A 22,053-nucleotide genomic window follows, 5' to 3' on the forward strand; every position below is an offset into this window, starting at 1 on the left:
TATTTTTTTACTTACTATAAGCAGTAAGGAAAAAGCCTCTTATCTATACTTGACAAGAGACCTTTCTTGTTCATTTTTTTCTACTGAGTTTCCTTCCTAAAACAAAAAACAGACCGAAGAGCAACACAAGACCGATAATTCGCTCGTAATTTCGAGTCGATTTGAATCTCACTCGCTCAGGCGTTATTTCATAGACACCAACGGGATTGACGATAAAGCCTCCGCCGCCACCATTGTTGCCAGCGTTGTCGCCGCCTCCTCCGAACCCATATCTCAACTTCGCGACAGGCACCACTTTCGTCAAGCCAACTTCAATCGGATCCCCAAATACGAGCGAGACGTCCCTATTATTTCCGAATTTCTTGAACACCGTTTTCACGGGCGTCTCGATTATTTCCTTCCGCTCAGCACTTTCCACTTGTGCTTGTTCTTGCACTTGCAGTTGCACCATCCACTATCCCCCCTTTCTTACTCTTTCGACGTCTTACACGATCTTTCCTTTTTCCGAAGCATGTATTTAAGATACGCTGTCCATACTGTATAAATGAGAATTAAACATCACTTTAAAGGAGGAGGCACGATGAAAAATATATTCACAGTATATTTCCGTGCTTCATTACTAGTAAAAATTTCGATCGCCTTAGTTCTCGGAATGATTGCAGGGTTCCTATTAGGAGAACAAGCTACCGTATTAGTCCCGTTCGGCGATTTGCTACTTCGTCTGCTCACCTTCCTAATCGTTCCACTCATATTGTTTACACTTATCGTCGGGGTGAATGAGACGAATATCGCAAACTTAGGACGGACGGGGAGTAAAGTCTTTATTTATTACACCGTCACGTCAGCACTTGCGATCGTCGTCGGACTTGTCGTCGCCAGTATGTTACAGCCTGGTTTAGGATTACAACTTACTGGAAATGAAACATTCGATGTACCGAACAATCCCGGCATCGTCCACGTGTTACTCAACATCGTACCTTCCAATATTATCGCGGCATTTGCAGAACTGAATTTGCTCGGCATTATTTTCACTGCGCTCGCGTTCGGCATTGCAATTTCCGCCATGCGTTCTTCTGAAAAGTATACAGCGCTTGGCGACTCGTTATTGACGACAGTTTCAGCTTTGAATGAAGCATCCCTTCTCATTTTGAAAGCGATCCTCCAATACGTTCCAATTGGCATTTTTGCGATCATCGCGAATACGGTTGGGAGTCATGGAATCGATACACTCATCTCACTAGGCGACATGATCGGCGTCTTTTATATTTCGTTGCTCGTACATATTGGACTGTACGTTATCCTTCTACTTCTGTTTGGAATAAAACTTGGACCTTTCTTCAATTATGCACGCACGCCTATAATTACTGCATTTGTCACCCAAAGCAGCACGGGCACATTACCTCTTACATTGGATGCAGCGAAAAAAATGGGCATTCCAAAAAGTTTATACGGCTTCAGCTTGCCGCTCGGTGCAACGGTCAATATGGACGGCGCCGCCATCCGCATTGCCGTTTCCGCTGTCTTTGCCGCAAATGTCGCAGGAACGCCACTTACCATTCCGAATATGGTGACGGTCGTGTTAATAGGAACGCTCGCTTCGATCGGAACCGCTGGCGTTCCAGGCGCGGGCATCGTTATGATTGCAACTGTCTTCGTCCAACTCGGCTTGCCGATGGAGGCGGTAGCATTGCTCACCGCGATTGATGCACTTGTCGGTATGGGGGCAACCGCCGTGAACGTTACAGGTGATCTCGTTGGTACGAGATTACTTCATCAGCATGAGAAAAAAAGAGAACCTAAAAAAAGCTAAGCATCGGATTGCCGTCCGATACTTAGCTTTTTAGTCATTCCATCATGTCTGCAACAATTTCATACGAGCGGAGGCGGTCTTCGTGATTGAAGATTCCCGAACTAATAATACATTCATCCGCCTTCGTCATGTCCATGAATGCTTCTAATTTGCGCTTGACCGTCTCAGGACTGCCGACAATCGTCGATGGCCAATCCAATAATTCAGTGACCGCCGTCTTTTCAAAATTGGACCAGACAGCGTCAACATCATCGATTGGCGGCTTGAACTGCGTCGTCATTCCTCTTCGGATATTGAGAAACAGTTGCTGGTGGGAAGTTGCGAGCCATTGCGCTTTTTCATCCGTATCCGCTGCGATGATGTTAATGCCTAGCATCGTATATGGCTTTTCTAGATCTTTCGACGGCTTGAAATTGCGATGGTAAAGGTTCAGCGCATGCATCATATACGTTGGTGCAAAGTGACTTGCGAATGAAAACGGAAGCCCTAGTTCCGCAGCTAGTCGCGCACTAAAATCGCTCGACCCAAGAAGCCAAATCGGAATATCCTGCCCTTCCCCTGGAAACGCGCGAACACGGGCAGTAGGATCATACTTGAAATACGAGCGCAACTCATCCAACTGCTCAGGGAAATCGTCACCACTACTATGCAATGTCCTTCTTAGCGCATAAGCCGTTGCTTGGTCGCTACCGGGAGCGCGTCCTAAACCAAGATCGATACGCCCCGGATAAAGTGCATCAAGCGTACCGAACTGCTCAGCGATGACGAGCGGTGCGTGATTCGGAAGCATGACGCCACCAGCCCCAACGCGGATCGTCTCCGTTGCTCCTGCTACATGACCGATAATGACAGATGTCGCAGAACTCGCAACACCGGGCATATTATGATGTTCGGCAAGCCAAAAGCGGTTGAATCCCCATTTCTCCGCATGCTGGGCAAGATCGACACTATTCTTAAAAGATTGCCCGGCGTCACTCCCTTCATTAATCATCGCAAGATCAAGGATCGACAACGGGATGCCGTTAAATTTTTTCGCTCTATCATTTATCAATTGCACTCACTCCAATGGTTTTATCTGCCATATTGCTTCTATTCAATCATACCGCTTCGGCATACCTACTTCCATTAAAGAGATTGAAAAAAAGAGCCCCCAAAATGGGGACTCTCTCACAACATAATACCAGTAACAGTCGCTGTTAATAAACTAACTAACGTTGCACCGTAGAGTAATTTCAAACCAAATTTCGCCACTGTATTCCCTTGTTTTTCATCCAAGCCTTTCACAGCACCTGAAATAATTCCAATTGAAGCAAAGTTCGCGAACGACACAAGGAAAACGGAAATGATGCCGACTGTACTTGGAGATAAGGTTGACGTAATCTTCGCCAAATCCATCATCGCCACGAACTCATTCGTCAGTAATTTTGTCGCCATGATTGTGCCAGCTTGTACAACTTCCGATGCCGGTACACCAACGATGAATGCAAGTGGTGCAAAAACATACCCTAACGCCGTCTGGAAGCTGATGCCGAAAGTCGATTCGAATACGCTGTTAATCATACCGATTAATGCGACAAAACCAAGAAGCATCGCACCGACGATCACCGCCACTTTAAAGCCATCCATAATATATTCGCCTAACATTTCAAAGAAGGACTGCTTTCTTTCTTCCTGCACTTCGATAATATCTTCTTCCTCAGACACTTCATACGGATTAATAATATTCGCGATAATGAACCCGCCGAACAGATTGAGGACGAGTGCCGTAATGACATATTTCGGTTCAATCATCGTCATGTATGCCCCTAATATCGAAGCGGACACCGTTGACATCGCTGACGTACACATCGTATACATCCGATGTTTCGGAATATGCGGCAGCTGTTTTTTAACAGATATGAACACTTCAGATTGTCCAAATAGTGCAGAGGCAACTGCGTTAAACGACTCCAATTTTCCTAAGCCATTTACTTTGCTCAATACAAATCCGAGAAAACGGATAATAATAGGAAGAACCTTTATGTACTGGGCAATTCCGATCAGTACAGAAATAAAGACAATCGGCAATAAGACATTCAGGAAAAAGGGGAATGCGCCTTCGTTCGTAAGTCCGCCAAATACAAAGTTAATCCCTTCCGCAGCATATGCTAAAAGCTTATCGAATACGTTTGACACACCTTTAACTAGAATAAGGCCGAATTTCGTATTTAACAGGACAAAAGCTAAAATGAGCTGCAAACCGATCATCGTAACAATCGATTTATAATTAATTTTCTTTTTGCCATTGCTTACGATAAATGCAAGGAAAAATATAATAAGCAACGCCGCAATGAACAATAGGTATTTCAAAGCGGTTTCCCCCTCTCTAGGTGCATGAACTGTTGTATGGAGTCATCATTTCCATTTTCTTGTATCTACTCGAAATCGAATTCGGTTATCACTTTAATTATTCGACAAATCGTGTGTTTATATACAAAACAAAATAATCGTTATACGTGCCGAAGTTGTCGAATAAGAATGAAAATGTCAAATATGAAATTTCCAACTTGCTTATAATAACATAAAATCTATCGAAAAAAATGACGAAATTGGCACATAAAAAAAGAGAAGCGCCACGACGGCGTTCTTCTCTTTTTTTCGATATTTTATGCTTTTTTAGTGAATTTATTTACATAAAAATCTAACTTAATAATAATCTTTACCATAGTATGTTGCGCCAACAATTATTAAGAGAATGAACAAAACGACGATCAATGTAAATGTGTCCCCATATCCTTTACCGCGGTAGACTTCACCTGACATTCTTCTCCACCTCCAAAATACTTGATGCTGCTATTCTATGTAATCAAAACATCCAGGCCCATGACATTCCCCTAGTCCAACACACCGCTTGAGAAGAATAAAAGAGACCTTTCACATTCATCGTGAAAGGCCTACTCCTAGTTAAACGACTTCCTTCATAATATGCCTGCCTCCATAGACAATCCGCTCAATGTCACCATTCGGATTTTCAATGAACTGCAAAATGCCATCGTTCTCATCTTCATCAATGAAAAAGTTTTTCCCAATGCATTTTAGCGTTCTGCACACTTCATTTGACTCAATCGCGAGTCGGCCATCTTTCAGCCCCACTTGCACATTCATCCCTTCACTGGAAATGAAGGAGCCTACAAATTTATTGAGTTCCTCGGCATTGAGCTCCTCGACTTCATACGTTGAATAGGAAGCATTCAATTCCCTGCCCTCCGTACCATTTATCGCGCTCATTAACAGATCGCCAGAAGGCACATCTGAAACATTCGTTAGGATGACGCCTGCCTTTTTCTTTTCAACGATTGCACACATGTATGAGGATACGCCTTTTAATCCGCCGCCATGGCTTATTAATGTGGACCCGAAATAATTTGGGACGATTCGCAAGCCATAACCATAACATCTGCCAGGCTCGTATTCGATGTGCGGATGAATCATCTGTGCGATGCTTTCTTTCGATAAAATTCGTGTCCCATCAACGACGCCTTCATTCCAATACATTTCTAAATATCGGAGAATTTCATTTGCTGTCGACTTCAAATACCCGACCGCGCGCATCGACGGCGCGTCCCACCAAAGCGGCGCTTCATATACATGCGAGCCGTCTTTCGCTTTCATGTAAAGCGTCGTCACGTCTTCCTTTTTTTCTAGCAATTGCATATCGAAAAAGCTGTTTTTCATTCCCGCAGGCTTCAAAATATTTTCTTCAATGAACTGTTCATAAGGCTGTCCGCTCACCCTGCTAATAATGACGCCGAGCAACCCATATGAATCATTCGAATAACTGTAAAACTGTCCCGGTTCGCCGAGCCATTCAAAATCGTCATTTGCCATGAACGCAAGCATTTCGTCGTACGTCTCGATATGCGGCCCCGGATTGTTCAACAAGTCCAATCCGTAATCTTTCGCAGAAGGATCTTGCTCAATGCTATTTTTCCGTGCATATACATGTGTCGCAAGCGGCGGATAGCCTGCCGTATGTGTCATCAAGTGATGGATTGTAATCCGTTCGATCTGGCCACCAGACGGCTTCAGTTCAGGTAAATAGTTAACAATGTTGTCATGCACCGACAACTTCCCCGCTTCCTGGAGCTTCATAATGCCCGCACACGTAAACGACTTCGTCATCGATGCGATCCCGAAAACGGTATCGCCCGTCACCGGCAGCTTTTGCTCCACGTTTCGGTAACCAAGTCCCTTCTCAACTACGCGCTCGTTTTCGCTAATGCCAATCATCGCCCCCGGAATTAAATGCTTCTCAACATAATCTTCTGCATACGTATCAAACGACGTTCCCGCCACTGTCTCTCCCATGTTCATTCCCCCTAGGTGTATATTTTTGAATATTCCATACTTCTGTTATTCGGCGTTGACCAGGAATTCCCTCTTTTGTTGTCGTTATCACCGACTCGGGGGAGTTTATCACCGACTCTACATGGTTTATCACCGACTCGCCGGACTTTACCACCGACTTGAATGAATTTATCACCGTTTGACTACAATTCAAGGGCTTTTTCGACAAATAAAACATGAAACAACCCATCCGGCAATACGCCTAGATGGGTCGTTTTCATTCAATATCCAGAGTCCTCCGACGTCAAATTATCCAACATTGTATAATCATAACGTTGCAACGGCTTTTCCGCCGGACCTTCAATCACTTCGCCTGTCGGTTTAAACCGAGACCCATGGCACGGGCAGTCCCACGTCCGGTCGCCGCTATTCCATTCGACTTCGCATCCGATATGAGTGCACGTCGTATCGACGATATGAATTTTTCCATCATCATCCCGGTACGCACCTTTACGATGCCCGTCGAGCGTCACGACCTTGCCTTCCCCTTTAGCTAAATCATCCGGTTTTGTACTCGGTGAATCGAGCTTTCCTTTGATTAATTGACCAACAACATTCGCGTTTTGAACGAGGAAGTTTTTCAAACTTGGATGTGCATAGAACCTGGATGGTGTATATAGTTTTTCAAACTTGCTATCTTTCCCAGTCACCATATCGCGGAACAGCAATGCAGCGGCGGTACCGTTCGACATTCCCCATTTCCGGAAGCCTGTCGCAATGAGGATATTCGGATTTCCTGACGTGATTTCGCCGATGTACGGCAGTTTATCCAACGTGACCAAGTCTTGCGCCGACCATCGGTTTACAATTTTCTCGAGCCCGAAAATCTCTTCGCCGAATCGTTCGAGCGCTTTGTAATGTTCCATCGTCTCCACTGGACTTTGGCCGGTCTTATGATTTTCCCCGACAATGAGTACCAATTCCTCGCCGTTGTTGTCCGTGACAGAACGTAACGAGCGGGTCGGGTCGTCCGCACTAATGAAAATGCCTGAAGGGAATTCCTTTTTCGCTTTTACCGCAAGCGCGTACGAACGGTCCGCGTACATCCTAGTGGAATAAAGTCCTGTTCCCTCATAAAACGGAAAATGCGTGCAAACTAACACATGCTTGGCACTAATCCGGTTCTCCTCACGCGTCAACACAACCGGCCGCTCGCCCGTTTCAATATTAACGGCGACCGTGTCCTCGAAAATCCGCCCACCTTTTTGTTTGAATAAATCAATGAGATGAACCAAGTATTTCGTCACATGAAACTGTGCCTGGTTCTTCATGACAAGGACATTTTGTACGTCAATGTCAAAAGGGAAGCTATCGACTAAGCCGCCATCGATATGAAGTTTTTGATAAGCCTCCGCTTCCTTCTCAATTTTCCGGGCGTACTTCTCGGAGACGGAGTAAATATACGCATCAACGCTCGTCAAATCACAGTCGATTTGAAGCTCCTCCACTGTTTTTTTAATGAATGCCAACGCTTCCATATTCGCTTCGTAATAGAGTCTCGCCGTACTCCGCCCCATATTTTGAATGAACTCATCGTAAATCAAATCATGCTGCGCCGTAATTTTCGCAGTCGTATGCCCCGTCGTCCCGTTCAACACTTTATCCGCTTCAATGACCGCAACTTTCAAGCCTTCATTCGCCAATAAATACGCGGACGTAATACCGGTAATGCCTGCACCAACGACGATCACATCCACTTCGAGGTTTTCATTCAAACTCGGAAAGGTCGGAAAGTCGACACTCGTCCTCCAAAACGGTTCCGGATGCTCGGGCAGCTTTCCAATACTTTGACTGTTCATATCTCATCCTCCTGTACTATGTACTGAAGGTAGGATTCCCAATGGTTGGCAGAACGTATACATCGTGTGGGTTTTTATCGGATGCGGGAAGAGGGTGACAGTGTGTGTGCCTTTGTTCGATTATTAGAGACGTTAACTAAAACGCCTGTGAAATGGCAACATAACCACCCTACAGGCGCTTTCCCTAGCTATCATTGCCCCTTCAGCATCCGCTGCAAATACGCGTCCGACTCCCCCTTCGGAATGCTTAAGTTTTTCCACTGCTCCCCTTTGATCTGCTTGCCAATAAACATGATCTGTCCGATATGGGCAGCGTAATGCGCCATTTGACGTTCGATGGCGTCGATGACGGAATGTGCTTCGCCACGGATGAGAACAGTCTTTAACAAATCCTGCTCATCCAAGCTTTCAAGCGCATCCAGAAATACGTGCCAGCCGTGCTCCCAACATTCCATCAGTTGCGTCTTGGACATTTGTTTCGTCTCGAACTCCCCATCCCGATTCCGGTCTGGTTTTTCACCATCCGTCGTTAGGAAATCTGTCCACCTCGACACCATATTTCCGCTTACATGCTGAATAAGAACCGCGATGCTATTTGACGCTTCATTCAGCGTCCAATTAAAATCTTCCTCATCCAATTGAGCAAATGTTTTTTCGCCTTGTTCTTTTAACACGACGAACCGTTCCCGAACAACACGTAAATACTCTTTTCCGATTGACATATTGCATCCCCCTTTTTGCTACTGTATTCAATGTAAGCTAGTTAAAATCCTTTATCTACAATATTAATGAATGAATATTCATTCAAAATGTGATAGTCTACTAATAAGTGAATTATGCGCGATAAGGGGTGAGGTTCTTGATTTTAAAAACGACATCAATGCAAGGTGAAGTGAGCAATGTCCGATTTGTAAATGGAGTCGTTCGTTTGAACAGTGTTAAGTTGAATGTATTTTGCTTTGAAACAGATGGCGTGCTGATCGATACTGGTTCCCAATCATTAGCGGAGGAGTTTAACGCATTTTTTTCGCAAGCTGACGTTGACCAAGTCGTCATTACGCATGCCCATGAAGACCATTCGGGGGGCGCAAACTATTTACAAACAAAATTTGGGCTGCCCATATTCATGAATGAAATGGCGATTGAAGAATGTGCCCGAAAAGCGGATTATCCTTTCTATCGGAAATTTTTCTGGGGAAGAAGAAAACCTTTTGAGGCCGAGCCGATCGGGAATTCATTCAAGTCAAGAAATGCCGATTGGACGGTCATTGCAACGCCGGGACACGCAACAGACCATTTAGCTTTTTTGAATAAAGAAACGGGGCAACTTTTTACCGGTGATCTATATATACACCCTAAAACGAAACTCATTTTACGAGACGAAAGCATTCCGACCATTATCCGTTCCATCGAAAGGACGTTGTCGTATGATTTCGAGGAATTATTTTGCTGCCATGCGGGATACGTGAAGGATGGCCGCGTAGCGTTGCAAAAGAAACTAACGCATTTACAAGAGCTCCAGGAGAAGACGCTTGCCTTGCACAAGAAAGGGTACGACGTGCGTGAAATTCATAAACGGATTTTCGCCAAGAAATACCCGATTACGCTTTTTTCATTCGGCGAATGGCATTCCATCCATATTATCCGGTCGATTGTAAATGAAGGGAATGAATAAAAAGCGGCGAACATCCATTGCTGGGTGCTCGCCGCCAATTTTTCATTTACAATAACAAGTCCCCAACCCCACCCTCACTGCCTTCGCAAATTAGTACATGGTCGTTACAATTACATTCTATTTGTACACATGTCACGGTACTGGGCTTCAATTGTTCATGACGGATTCGAACCGATTGGTATAGCCCCACTACCTACCATTAGTCCAACTTGCCCAGTTGGCGGGTTTGTACTCACCTTTGCGAAGCAGCTACCGACTTGCAAATGAAAATCGTTGTGTCAAATTCCCGGGCACGCCCGCTTACAACAAATCAATGCTCCAATTTAAGCCTTGTATCTTTGTGTCAATCTCCCTGAACTCTCTCGATAATTGGTCGACCTGCTTTTGAATTGCCGCGACATCAATGGTGCTCATGATCTTGATTTCAGTTCGGCTATATCGGTCGTTTCGGATCGACGCTTCCTCTGCAATCTTTGCGAGAATCAGTCGCTTGTCCCATTTCTGGTCACGCTCTACCAATGCATCCGCAAGCGTTCGCGTATCGTCGAATTGGACGGAGCAATTCGTTTTATTTATTCGCTGAATCAATTTCGTCAATTCCTTCATATTGCTATCGAGCTCTGCCAACATCACATTCGGGTCCTCCGCAGGCTTTTCCCCTTCTTGGATCTTCAAGTTAAGGCTAATCCGCCTTTTCAGTTGCTCGTTTCTCTTTTGTAAATCCGCGCGTGCAATCAATGCCTCTGCAAGCTTCATTCATCCCACTCCCTTTATTTAACATGCCGTTACTTCTTTTATTCGACACTGCTCGCTAAAAGTCCTTTGTTCTAAATCTCTCGGACAATCATAAAATGAATGGATTCCAACTATCACACTACTAAAGGAGATTCGGATTATGTATGCCATTCATTTCTACGAAAATAACAATTATGTGCTCAATCAATTGCTTAGAAACATCCCTGCCGTAGACGATAATGTGATCCTTAAAGGGCGAAGAGGCAAAGTGTTAAGGATCGAGGAAATAAAAGAAAACGTCTATTATGTGTTTGTCGAGTTCGAAAAAATTGTGGATAGAAAGAAATTAGCTGCCGCAGAATTAGCGAAAAAGAAGAGAAGATAAAAACATGCCGAACGAGATTCCATATCTTGTTCGGCATATTACTTTTAGACAAGCGTTTTCGTCACGAATTGATCGATGAAATATTGCGGATTCAGCTTCTCGCCTGTTGCCTTCTCAATCTTTTCATTCCACGGATATAATGCACCGGGCTTGAAATACTCTTCCACTAAATACGAGCCTACTTCAGGCGTGAACATGTCCTTTGAAATGTTGTTTTCAATATAAGAATGCAGTTGTGACGTCGTCAATTCGCCTAGTAAATAGTTTTGATAGTAAACCGGGACGAGCGTGAAATGAATTTTTGCTGCCCAATGCGGGTAATCCACGTTTTCCGGCGGTTTCACAAATTGGACGTCCTGTACGATTTTCCACCATAGCTTGTTCAAATCTTGATCCGGATTTTCGTACAATTCTCGCTCGAAGAACGTGAATGTCATAATCCAGCGGCCCGCGATGAGCATTTGCCTGCGCAGTGATTCCTCGATAAGCGGCGTCAATTCCTCTACTTGGGCTTTATCCAATCCTAAAAACTGGTGGAGCCATGCAGGATTTTTCCCGAACCGGCCATAGAGCATCGCAATCGCTTCCGTCGTCAACGTATGCGCGCAAGTCCGTAATAGGAATGGAAGTGTGCGATCGACATATTTGAAATAAACCGCATGACCGAACTCATGCAGCATCGTAACGGACCAATAATCGGACGGCACATTATTGCAAAGCACGCGGACGTCGCCTTCCCTGTCGATATCGGTGCAGAATGCGTGCTGGTTTTTCTTATCACGTGGATAAAGATCGCTGTTCGCAAGCATATCCGTAATGTCCATGCCCATGCTCTTGAACGTTTCAATCGTCAGCTGCTCAAGGTCTTTTCCGTCATAGAACGGGTCCAAGTCCAGCTCCTTTGAAGGCGGCGCCTCTTGGAAAAACGGGTCCGCATAATGCCATGGACGAAGCTCGTCGATCGTAATGCCAAAGCGCTCTGCTAATTCGCTGTCCATCTCCTGTTTCATTTCACGGAACGGCTCGTCGGAAAGCTTCTTCAGCTTACGGAAGATCGAAAAGACTTCATCGCGATCAAGCTCCTGGTGCTCGAAGCTCATTTGGTGATAGTTTTCAAAGCCTAACGAACGCGCAACTTCGTTTCGTTTTTTGACGAGAAGTAAAAGCTTCTCTTCAACTTCTTTCCCAATCTGCTTGCTCGCAAGCCACGCTTCTTCGCGTTCCTCCAAATTATTGCTTTTAATTAAAATATCCCTGACATCATTTTCAGATACAGGCTGCCCGTCAATCGTCGCGCGGAATGTATTGAAGACGCCAATCAATTCCGTTGAAAGCTCCACCATTTCCTTTAAATCGTCTTCAGGTATTTGCTTTCCTGCCATACCGGTACGGAGAGTCTCAAGCTGACGTCGTTGCACTGCCGTCAAATTATCTTGAGCAAGATATGCTTTCACTTGTTCGAAGCGTTCTGCATTTGATAGGTACGAATTAACTGCAGTTTGCGCCTCTGCTGTCTTTTGGTTCCATTCATCCTCACCTGTAGTCGCCGCCATCCATGAACTGTTTGCGCTCGTCATATGCAAATCTTTGATCGTTTTATTTTGTTCCGCTAAAAACTGTTCAACTGTCATATTCTCTTCCCCTTTATTCTGTCAATATCTCATTATTCGATTTGGAGCGGCAATTCTCCTTCTTTATTCCGACAAAGTTCGACCGACAATGCGGCCGCCAAACAGGCAACCTCCTAAAAAAGTACCTTCTAATGCGCGGTATCCATGCACGCCTCCGCCGCCAAAACCGGCAACTTCCCCTGCAGCGTACAATCCGGGAACAGGACTTCCTGCTTCATTTAACACACGTCCGGACAAGTCCGTTTGAAGCCCGCCCAATGTTTTTCGGGTGAGAATATTGAGCTTAACCGCGATTAACGGACCGTTTTTCGCATCAAGGATTTTATGCGGCTTCGCAACCCGGATTAGCTTGTCACCAACATAATTCCTCGCCCCGCGAAGCGCCGTAATTTGAAAGTCCTTCGTAAATGTATTGTCCATCTCACGGTCTCTCGCAAGTAGCTGCCGCTTGATTTTTCTCGTATCAATCAAGTCATTCCCCGCAACTCGGTTCATTCCCGCCACCAATTGTTCTAGCGTTTCCGCCACGATAAAATCTTCGCCGTGATCCATAAACGCTTTCACGGGAGCCGGCGGACCGGGAAGCACTCTCGATAGCACCTTCTTAATACTTTTCCCCGTCAAGTCCGGATTCTGTTCAGATCCCGACAACGCGAACTCCTTTTCGATAATCTTTTTGGTGAGAATGAACCACGAGTAGTCATAGCCCGTTTCCTTGATCGCCTGTAACGTCCCTAACGTGTCGAAGCCTGGAAAGTTCGGTGCAGGGAAACGGTTACCTTCCGCGTCAAGCCAAATGGAAGAGGGCCCCGGCAAAATGCGGATGCCATGGGACGGCCAAATCGGACTCCAATTTCGGATGCCTTCCGTGTAATGCCACATCCGATCTTTATTCACAATCCGCCCGCCCGCTTTTTCCGTTATCGCAAGCATCCGCCCATCGACGTGCGCTGGTACGCCGGAAATTATTTGTCTCGGAGGCTCCCCTAATCGCGTTGGCCAGTTTTCCCGAACGAGGTCGAAATTCGCACCGATTCCGCCGCTCGTCACAACGACTGCGGGAGCCTCGTATGTAAATTCTCCGATAACCGTCCGGGAACTCATTTCCCCTCTTACGACATTGCTCGACTCAAGTTTAGATCCCTTTACGCCGACAATTGCTCCGTTTTTTGTTAATAATTCATCCACCTGATGCCGTGGCTTATAGTCGACGAGCCCTTTGGCGATTCCTTCACGGACCAGCTTTTCGAACGGTTGCACGAGCCCCGGACCCGTTCCCCACGTAATATGGAAACGCGGCACTGAATTGCCGTGTCCTTCAGCAAGGTATCCCCCTCTTTCCGCCCAGCCGACGACAGGAAAAAATCGGACACCGAGCGAATGAAGCCATTCTCGTTTTTCATTCGTAGCAAAATCCACATACGCTTCTGCCCATTTTTCGGCCCAGTAATCATCATCTTCTAGCCGGTCGAATCCCGCACTTCCTATCCAATCTTGCCAAGCGAGCTCCTTTGAATCTTTTATGCCAAGCCTCCGCTGCTCTGGCGAATCGACTAAAAACAATCCCCCGAACGACCACCACGCCTGCCCACCGATGGACGCCTCCGGTTCTTGGTCTAGTAAAAGCACCTTTTTCCCCGCTTTAATTACTTCCGAAGTCGCCACTAATCCTGCAAGACCAGCGCCCACTACAATAACGTCATAATTCATTTCGCATCCCCCAATGTTAATAAATCCCACAATCCACCTTTCGCCAAATGCATTTCCAATTCCTCCTTTTCAATACTGGCAGTAGCGTATACTTCTTCCACCGCCGTGCATAGTACGTGTAGGAGGTGAATGGTCGATGAATAAAAACAATAAGAAGACGATGAATGAGAGAACGCATAATAGTTTTGATGTTTACAAAGAGGCTCAAAACACAAACAGCAACACGAATAACCCAGGCGAAAACCGCGGCAGGGATTCTGCAGAGGAATTTGCGGAGGATTATGAAGCAAAAGCTCTAAATGAACGACGGGATGATCGGGATAAGTGAAATCATAAATAAAGGTGCCTGTGCATGGTACATTTATGACAATTCAATAATAGGCATATAAATACAAGAAGACTCCGACCAAGTATTGATTTGGATGGAGTCTTGTATTTTTTTATGCAATTGTATTGTATTATCTGAATTGTTTGTGCAGCTGTGCACCACACATTTATGACTATTCACAACACCGAATAATTACACATTTAAATTTCGAAGGTTTGTTGATTTAATAACGTTTATCCATTTTGAATATACAATTGCATTGTATTAACTGAATAGTGTGCTGCACAGGCACCGGAAATATCATTCGTTTACAAAACAAACTCCATACCTTCCTCCGCAATATGAAAGCCTTTCTTTTCAAGTTCATTTCGAACCGTTCGTTCCCTGTCAAGCACGGGATTCGAGTGATTGAGGTGAATGAAATAAATCTCCGTTTGTTCCATTAGATCTTGTAACCGGTCCATCGTTTCGGTCATGAGCGGATGAGGAATTTCCCGATAATCCCGGCCAATCTTTTCAAGATCTTCAGTGGAATGAAATGTGCCGTCAAGTAAGCAGATGTCCGCTTCCTTGCACGCTTCATAAATGTCCTTGTCCCATTGTTCCCATCGATCGATGTCCGGAATGTACAACACTTTCTTCTCCGTCCCTGTAATCCAAAAGCCAAATGTTTCAGAGAACTCATTTCTATGAGGGACATCAACAGGTGTAATGGTGACGTCCGTTGAAACAGCAATCGGTTGACCATCACGCATTTCTTGCAGGGCAATATTGTTGAGCTTTGTTAATTGGCTCCAAGGCGCTTGTTCTTCTAGCAGTTTCTTCATTTTCGGTCCTGCCAGTACCGGGATCTTTTTTGCACCGATCGCTTCTCTCCCTAAAAATAATAATCCGGGATAATGACCGAGATGGGCATGTGTCAAAAAGATGCTCGACATGAGCTGCCCTTGCAAATTGTGCTTCATCTGCACCCTCGCCATCTGTTCTTTCATATCTGGCGTTGCATCGATCAAATGCCAAGCCTTCTGTTCAGGGAGCACAATGGCTAATGACGCTGCAGTGCGCCTGAACGCAGGATTTTCTATCGCTTCCGTACAGTTTTTACAAAAGCAGTTTGGATGTGGCAGACCGGCATCTTGAGCCGTTCCTAACACATGTAAAATGACTTTGCTCATAACGATATGGCTCCTTTAGTTTCATTTTTCTTATGATAGCTCTTTTTCGTAATGGTCCAGCCGGTGAAACCAAAAATGATATTGATTAGCGGGACTAGGAACGCAAAGAATGCAAAAGGAATAAACTCTCCTGGACTGACTCCTAGAATGCTTGCTGCAAAAATTGCAGGAACACTCCATGGGACAAGGTTAATGCCTACCGTACCCGCTGCTTCGACACATCTTGAAAGGTTCTTCGTATCGATTCCCTTCTCTTTATACGTACGGACAAATGTTCTTGCCGGTAAAATAATGGCCAACATTTGTGCTCCACTTGCGAATGCCACGACAAAAGTTGAAAGGATGGTCGTGCTGATTAACGTTCCCGTTGAACGGACACCTGCTATCATTTTTCTCGTGACCACTTCAAAAGATCCTGTTTCTTCTAGAATCCCGCCTAAAGCAGTGGCGATGACTAACAGTCCGATTGTCCCCAACATTGATAAAAGACCGCCTTTATTCAACAAAGAGTCCACAGTAGCTATTCCCGAATCGACTGAAAATCCACTCGTCATCACTTGTGCAATAGAGGCAATAGAAGAGCCTTGAACGATGACTGCAAGGACAGCCCCTAACAGTCCTACAATCGTTAATGCTGGAATGGCTGGTATACGCATCATCATTAAAATGATTGTGAATAAAGGCATCAAGAGCAGCAGCGGATGAATGGTGAATACTCCTTCCAGCCCTGTTTTGATTAGATCGATGCCATTCGTATCGACAGCATGAGTGGCTGCGCCTGAAAGACCGACAAACCAATATAAAATAAGCGCAATGACAAATGCAGGAATCGTGTCCCAAAGCATGTGCTTTATATGGCTAAACAAATCTGTTTCAGCCATAGCTGGAGCGATGTTTGTCGTATCGGATAACGGCGATAGTTTATCACCAAAGTAGGCACCCGAAATGACTGCCCCCGCTACAAGCCCCGGTGGAAATCCCAATCCCCCTCCAATCGCCATAAAAGCAATCCCGATCGTCGCAATGGAGGTGAATGAGCTTCCTAATGTAATCGAAACAATTCCAGTAATAAGTGCCACAAGTGGAATAAATAGTGAAGGTTCGATAATCGATAAGCCGTAGTAAATCATCGTTGGGATTACACCACTTGCAATCCAAGTTCCAACAATGATCCCGATAATGAGTAAGATAAAAACTGCGGGCAATGCCCGAGATACCCCATTGACCATCATTTTTTCGATTTCCTGCCAACGCCAACCGCAAGTTTTTGCAATCACCGCGGCGACAAGCACCCCAATTAGTAGGGGGATATGCATCCCAGCTTTCCAAATGAAAATCGATGAAGCTGCCGCGATCATTAATGCCAATATTGGGATAATTGAAGCTGTAAAAGTTAGTTCCTTTTTCATTGATGACATCTCCTTCTCCATCGACGATACTATTTTACCTATCTAAAACTGTTCATAAATAAATACAAAAAAACCCCATCCATCCCTTGGAAAGGGACGAAGGAGTTCTCCGCGTTACCACCCTACTTGATGAGCCGATACGAAATCGGCCATCCACTTCATGTCAAATTGAGAAAAGCCAATGGCGTACTTCACCCTAATTGCTGCCTGAATTCTCACCACCCATTCAGTCTCTAGTTGCTGCACACAATCGAATTACTGCACCATCTCTCTTATTTATGTAATTGGAATACTTCTACGTAAAAGTAATTGTTATGAATCTTATCATGCTCACCTAGGAAGTCAAGTCTTTTTTTATTGCATTGTGCCGCCTTTGTTTTTCAGAATTGTTTCTGCGGCTGTGCAACACACATTTATGACAATTCAACATAACGCATATAAATACAAAAAGAAGCCAACCAAACATTGATTTGATTGACTTCCTCTTTTTTTATATGCAATTGTAGTTTATTATCTGAATTGCGTGTTGCACAGGCGGCGAATTAATTGCACCGAATTAAAACATCCCGTTCTCATTTGGTGAGTCTTCCGGTACAGGTTGGCCGATGTCCCACATCTCAACGATTTTGCCGTTAGAAAAGCGGAAAATATGAACGACCGCTGCTCCAAGATCTTCGGGGTTCTGTTTAATGTGAGAATACACCATCACCCTTTCCCCCTCTTCAATCGTCTGTTTTACGTCAAGAGTCTTGTTCGGATTCATCCCATCATTCTCTTTCATCGCCTTCTTCAGCGACTCCCCATCTCCGGGGAAATAAGGATTATGATGGCGGAGTTCTGGGCTAACGTACTTCTCATACGCCTCGTCAATTTCTCCCGAGACAATCATTTGAAGAAAGTTCACTGCTAACTCTTTATGTACTTCCATGCTTTAACACCCTTTCATAGTTAGGCACCTCAATCTTTATACGGATCATATTCATTCGCCCCTGCCATGCAGACGCCGACCGGTTTCAATACGTGGAGGACATCGATTGTATCCTTATGCGCCTCTAAAACGTCCCGCAATTTACGGTAAACGAATGGACTTTCATCCGTGCCCCCGCCGCGCAACTCGACGCCATATTTTTGGACGGCTTGATCCATCCGCTCTTGCGTAATTTTACCGCCAGACCGCTTACGAGTTTTCCAATTCATCCGACCGGCCGCCTCTGTTCGGCTCATGATCCTGCCTGCACCGTGAACGGTACTATAAAAGGCATCGGCGTTCGCTTCATTATCTTTACCGCGGACAATGACGGAAATGTCACCCATGCTTCCGCCAATGAAGCCCATTTGCCCTGGAGCCGAAGGGGTTGCTCCCTTCCTAACGACGACGTACTCCTTACCGAAATGCGTTTCCTTCCAAGCATAGTTATGGTGATTATGCACTTCAAATTCAGACGTTGCACCTAAAATTGAGAGCACTTCGTCCATCACGTAATCTCTGCCGGCATACGCATATTTCCCGCTCAACGTCATCGCACGGTAATAAAGATCGCCCAACTCACTATCCAAATCTATCAACGTCGGCGCCTGCTCCATACTTTCACCAGGCGCACGATCGGAAAACTCCCGTCCATTTGCCAAATTCAAAAATCCGCTCGCCGTTCTATGACCGAACCCTCTACTGCCGAAGTGGTTCGCCACCCATACAGCTCCGGTCTCCTTCTCCACGAACAAATCGACGAAGTGGTTCCCGGCCCCGACCGTTCCCAATTGGTCCTTCGCCAATTTCTTTAGTCGATCATGCTCCTGTTTCCCGATTTCCTCATACACAGCCCAATCCGGATCATCGAACAATTCATGGTCTACCCGCTCTTTATTCTTCCTGCCGACTCCGAACGAAATGGATGACGCAATTTCATCCATGAGACGCGGCAAATCTTTTTGAATTTCCGTCCACTTCAAATTCGTTCGGACCGCTTTATTTCCGCAGGCGATGTCATACCCAACACCTGACGGCGAAATTTGGCCGTCATACACAACGACGCCCCCGACCGGCTGGCTATATCCATAATGCCCATCGGCACATAACACACCACCCGCCACTTGCCCCGTCCGCAAACATTTTTTGAACTGACGCAACGTATTTTCATCATGCACACCAAAAATTTTCTTCTTCATGAATGTGCTCGCCCTTTCTACATCTCTTTCTACCATTGTTTCATATTTCACCACCCCTATCCAGATAGAATTGTTTCGGAGTTGTTTCCGAATTGTTTCCGTGCCTGTGCAGCACACATTTATGACTATTTAAAAAGCGGAATATTTATGCGCAACAAATTTTAAAGAACATTGCCCCGTCGATACTAACCTATTTCTTTATACAATTGTAGTGTATTGTCAGAATAGTGTTTTGCACAGCCGCCGACACAATTAGCGACACAGGCGACACAATTAGCGACACAGGCGACACAATTCCGAAAAGTTTGCCGCGCATCCACCAGCACAATTCTGAATAGCATGCCACACTGGCACCGACACAACTTAGGCTCAATTCGATTTTAGGTAGAATAAGCCGCCGTTGATGATGTCGATTTTAATTTTTGTTTTGTATTGTTCTTCGATGGCATTTTTCTCGATCCGGTAGCATTCGGGGCGGTCAGCTTCTTCGATTTCCCTGTAGAAATACTCGAGGACAAGGAGGTCCTTTCGGAGTCGTTCTTTTGCTTCTTCCGCCCATGTATGGTCGTCTTGCTGGATAAGATTTTCGATGACCGAATCTAGCCGTTCTAAGGCGCGCAGCGGTGTAATGATGTACGGCAAGTGAAATGTGTTCGGTGATATCGCACTTCCTAAATTCAACTCACCGATTGATTCCTGAAAGTCCTTGATGATCATGCCATTTATTAAATTTATGCCTAATGAATAAAGAACTTCCTTTGTTCGATCGCTCGAATACGTTATTTTATAATTCACCCCTACCCACGGCGTTAAGATCGTTTGTGCACCAGTTTCGCTTCCCGCTCTTTCGTACATTTGTACAAATGACCCAAGCTCCCTCGTCACTTTAAACAATTGATTGAGCCGGGGTGAGCCGTAGTGCACGACTTCCCCGGCAATGCTTTCTGTAAGTCTGTTTTTATCGGTAATTAACGTCAGTTGTGCAGGATTCGGTTCGCCTCCCGTACTCTCTACATACTTCCAGTAAAACGGGCGATTCATTATTTTTTTATCCATGTCAATCGTTAATTGAACGTTAATAAACTGTTCATTCTCACGCAAAATGGGGCAATTATTTTCAATGAAAAATTGTCGTACATATTGATGGATCTGCTGTGGGTACATGCGCATCCTCCTTGCATTTAAATCGACAATTTAAATTCAGACAGTATATCATCCAACTCACCGACGACTTTTTCAAAGACGCCAATTTTCACATTTAGCAACTCCAATATATGGTCTTCAATTGTATGTTTAATGGCCAAATTGTATATATTAACATCATGCTCTTGCCCTAACCGATGGACACGACCAATCCGTTGCTCGAGTTTCATCGGGTTCCACGGCAAGTCATAATTGATGACTTGATGGCAAAATTGAAGGTTAATCCCTTCACTGCCCGATTCTGTAGCAATTAACACTTGCGCTTTCTCCTTAAATAACTGCTTCATCCACTCACGTTTATTTTTGCTAAATTTCCCGTTAAACGGGACGCTGACGATGCCTTTTTCAAATAAATAGTTCATTAAAAAGGCTTGGCTCGCCCGATATTCCGTAAAAATAATGACCTTCTCGTTATTTGCTTGCGTAATAATTTCATACGCCTTTTCTGCTTTCGTATTCACCTGAAGCGCGACTAATTTTCCTATCAACTCATCGATATAAGCGTTTTCCTCCTGACTCGTGCATTTTTGCCGCATTTCATTCAACGTAAAATACGCTGCTTCTTTACTGCTACACATTTCCTTTTGCAACGTAATCATCGAAAAGGCACTCGAAAAGACGGGCGACACATTTTTTAACTCTGAAATCATATCGTACACTTCTTTTTCCTCTTCACTGAACTCAAGTGGAATGATTTGGACACGCCGGTTCGTCCATTCAATTCCTGTGTCATGCCTTGAATTTCTTACCATCACTTGGTTAATTAATTCCTTTAAAAACTCGTCCTCTTCCACATTATGTTTGCTCGCAGAAAAGACGGATTGGAATGTCTCGAAATTGCCGAGATGCCCTGGCTTTAATAAAGAAATTAAATTGAACAGCTCGAATACGTCATTTTGAATCGGCGTCGCCGTTAACAGCAGACAGAACTTTTTCTTCAAGTTTTGCACGAACTCATAGTTTTTCGTTTTCGGGTTCTTTAATTTATGCGCCTCATCTATAATAATTAAATCAAAATCTTGGTTATAGAGATTTTCCTTATGAGGACTCCTCTTCGCCATATCGATGCTCGCAATGACGATATTGCAGTAGTCCAGATCATACGCTTTTTTATATTGAATCACAGGGATATGGAATTTTTGATTCAACTCATCAATCCATTGATTAATAAGAGAAGCCGGAACGAGGATGAGCGCCTTTTTCACAAGCCCCCGTATTAAATACTCTTTTAAAATTAACCCGGCTTGAATCGTTTTCCCGAGACCGACCTCGTCCGCAAGAATCGCTTTCCCGTTCATTCGCTCGATGACCGTTTCCGCTGCCTCCAATTGATGGGAATACGGCTTTAATGCGGGTAAATATTTTGGGCATTGGAGCCCGTGGAAGTCTGTAATCAATCTCGCTTTCTCCACGTCATAACACATTTTATACAACGTCCAATTATCCCAAGCTTTGCGACTCTCCAATCGTTCGACAAAGCCCTCTTTCCAATCGGACGACCATTCGATTTGCATAGACATCCCCTCATCCGATATTTTCTTGTTAGATTGTCCAAAAACGGAATTCCTATGTGTATGGCAGATGCGCGAAATCGTAGTAACCGTTTTATGGTAATTAATTACCGTGGTATTGTTGTTTATT

Annotated in this window: 20 protein-coding genes; 4 read left to right on the forward strand and 16 right to left on the reverse strand. The window is 44.8% G+C overall.

Annotated elements, in window-relative coordinates:
- Positions 1-70: 70 nt before the first annotated feature.
- Positions 71-451, reverse strand: coding sequence for a spore germination protein GerW family protein (locus QM454_RS02615; RefSeq protein WP_432361192.1), 381 nt, complete (start codon positions 449-451; stop codon positions 71-73).
- A gap of 129 nt (positions 452-580) precedes the next feature.
- Between QM454_RS02615 and QM454_RS02620 the strand changes: the two genes are divergently transcribed.
- Complete coding sequence (locus QM454_RS02620; RefSeq protein WP_432361195.1) at positions 581-1,810, forward strand: dicarboxylate/amino acid:cation symporter; 1,230 nt, start codon at positions 581-583, stop codon at positions 1,808-1,810.
- 34 nt (positions 1,811-1,844) lie between these two features.
- Here the strand turns inward: QM454_RS02620 and QM454_RS02625 are convergent, their stop codons facing one another.
- From QM454_RS02625 to QM454_RS02650, 6 genes are all read right to left on the reverse strand, one after another.
- Positions 1,845-2,861, reverse strand: coding sequence for an LLM class flavin-dependent oxidoreductase (locus QM454_RS02625; RefSeq protein WP_432361198.1), 1,017 nt, complete (start codon positions 2,859-2,861; stop codon positions 1,845-1,847).
- 116 nt (positions 2,862-2,977) lie between these two features.
- Entirely contained in the window at positions 2,978-4,159 is a 1,182-nt protein-coding gene (locus QM454_RS02630) for a NupC/NupG family nucleoside CNT transporter (protein ID WP_432361201.1), read from the reverse strand.
- A 336-nt stretch (positions 4,160-4,495) separates the two neighbouring features.
- Positions 4,496-4,612, reverse strand: coding sequence for a YjcZ family sporulation protein (locus QM454_RS02635; protein WP_432361204.1), 117 nt, complete (start codon positions 4,610-4,612; stop codon positions 4,496-4,498).
- A gap of 141 nt (positions 4,613-4,753) precedes the next feature.
- The gene (locus tag QM454_RS02640) at positions 4,754-6,157 is read right to left on the reverse strand and encodes a serine hydrolase domain-containing protein (RefSeq protein WP_432361207.1); all 1,404 of its coding nucleotides are present in this window, start codon (positions 6,155-6,157) and stop codon (positions 4,754-4,756) included.
- Positions 6,158-6,417: 260 nt separating this feature from the next.
- Entirely contained in the window at positions 6,418-7,995 is a 1,578-nt protein-coding gene (locus QM454_RS02645; RefSeq protein WP_432361209.1) for an FAD-dependent oxidoreductase, read from the reverse strand.
- Positions 7,996-8,186: 191 nt separating this feature from the next.
- The gene (locus QM454_RS02650; protein WP_432361212.1) at positions 8,187-8,717 is read right to left on the reverse strand and encodes a DUF1572 family protein; all 531 of its coding nucleotides are present in this window, start codon (positions 8,715-8,717) and stop codon (positions 8,187-8,189) included.
- A 137-nt stretch (positions 8,718-8,854) separates the two neighbouring features.
- Here QM454_RS02650 and QM454_RS02655 point away from each other — a divergent pair, with 137 nt between their 5' ends.
- Positions 8,855-9,670, forward strand: a complete 816-nt coding sequence (locus tag QM454_RS02655) for an MBL fold metallo-hydrolase (RefSeq protein WP_432361215.1) — start codon at positions 8,855-8,857, stop codon at positions 9,668-9,670.
- A 300-nt stretch (positions 9,671-9,970) separates the two neighbouring features.
- Here QM454_RS02655 and QM454_RS02660 read toward each other — a convergent pair whose 3' ends face one another.
- On the reverse strand, positions 9,971-10,426 hold the full coding sequence (locus tag QM454_RS02660) for a DIP1984 family protein (protein WP_432361218.1): 456 nt from the start codon (positions 10,424-10,426) through the stop codon (positions 9,971-9,973).
- A 139-nt stretch (positions 10,427-10,565) separates the two neighbouring features.
- Between QM454_RS02660 and QM454_RS02665 the strand changes: the two genes are divergently transcribed.
- Positions 10,566-10,790, forward strand: coding sequence for a hypothetical protein (locus QM454_RS02665; protein WP_432361220.1), 225 nt, complete (start codon positions 10,566-10,568; stop codon positions 10,788-10,790).
- Positions 10,791-10,834: 44 nt separating this feature from the next.
- Here QM454_RS02665 and QM454_RS02670 read toward each other — a convergent pair whose 3' ends face one another.
- On the reverse strand, positions 10,835-12,421 hold the full coding sequence (locus tag QM454_RS02670) for a M2 family metallopeptidase (RefSeq protein WP_432361223.1): 1,587 nt from the start codon (positions 12,419-12,421) through the stop codon (positions 10,835-10,837).
- Positions 12,422-12,484: 63 nt separating this feature from the next.
- On the reverse strand, positions 12,485-14,131 hold the full coding sequence (locus QM454_RS02675; RefSeq protein WP_432361226.1) for an FAD-binding dehydrogenase: 1,647 nt from the start codon (positions 14,129-14,131) through the stop codon (positions 12,485-12,487).
- A gap of 136 nt (positions 14,132-14,267) precedes the next feature.
- Here QM454_RS02675 and QM454_RS02680 point away from each other — a divergent pair, with 136 nt between their 5' ends.
- Positions 14,268-14,459, forward strand: coding sequence for a hypothetical protein (locus tag QM454_RS02680; RefSeq protein WP_432361229.1), 192 nt, complete (start codon positions 14,268-14,270; stop codon positions 14,457-14,459).
- Between the two features lie 308 nt (positions 14,460-14,767).
- On the opposite strand, the gene QM454_RS02685 is transcribed toward QM454_RS02680, so the two are convergent.
- The 6 genes from QM454_RS02685 to QM454_RS02710 all read right to left on the reverse strand — a co-directional run bounded on the left by QM454_RS02685 (position 14,768) and on the right by QM454_RS02710 (position 21,932).
- A complete protein-coding gene (locus tag QM454_RS02685) occupies positions 14,768-15,634 on the reverse strand; it encodes an MBL fold metallo-hydrolase (RefSeq protein ID WP_432361232.1) in 867 nt (288 codons plus the stop codon).
- The gene (gene nhaC, locus QM454_RS02690) at positions 15,631-17,043 is read right to left on the reverse strand and encodes a Na+/H+ antiporter NhaC (protein ID WP_432361234.1); all 1,413 of its coding nucleotides are present in this window, start codon (positions 17,041-17,043) and stop codon (positions 15,631-15,633) included. Before nhaC ends, QM454_RS02685 begins: the two co-directional genes overlap by 4 nt.
- A 556-nt stretch (positions 17,044-17,599) precedes the next feature.
- On the reverse strand, positions 17,600-17,971 hold the full coding sequence (locus QM454_RS02695) for a nuclear transport factor 2 family protein (protein WP_432361237.1): 372 nt from the start codon (positions 17,969-17,971) through the stop codon (positions 17,600-17,602).
- Positions 17,972-18,000: 29 nt separating this feature from the next.
- On the reverse strand, positions 18,001-19,209 hold the full coding sequence (locus tag QM454_RS02700; RefSeq protein WP_432361239.1) for an RtcB family protein: 1,209 nt from the start codon (positions 19,207-19,209) through the stop codon (positions 18,001-18,003).
- Positions 19,210-19,578: 369 nt separating this feature from the next.
- On the reverse strand, positions 19,579-20,373 hold the full coding sequence (locus tag QM454_RS02705; RefSeq protein WP_432361241.1) for a YqhG family protein: 795 nt from the start codon (positions 20,371-20,373) through the stop codon (positions 19,579-19,581).
- Positions 20,374-20,390: 17 nt separating this feature from the next.
- A complete protein-coding gene (locus QM454_RS02710) occupies positions 20,391-21,932 on the reverse strand; it encodes a DEAD/DEAH box helicase (RefSeq protein WP_432361244.1) in 1,542 nt (513 codons plus the stop codon).
- Positions 21,933-22,053 lie beyond the last annotated feature (121 nt).

The sequence above is a fragment of the Sporosarcina sp. UB5 genome (assembly GCF_050859005.1).
In the GTDB taxonomy this organism is placed as follows: Bacteria; Bacillota; Bacilli; order Bacillales_A; family Planococcaceae; genus Sporosarcina.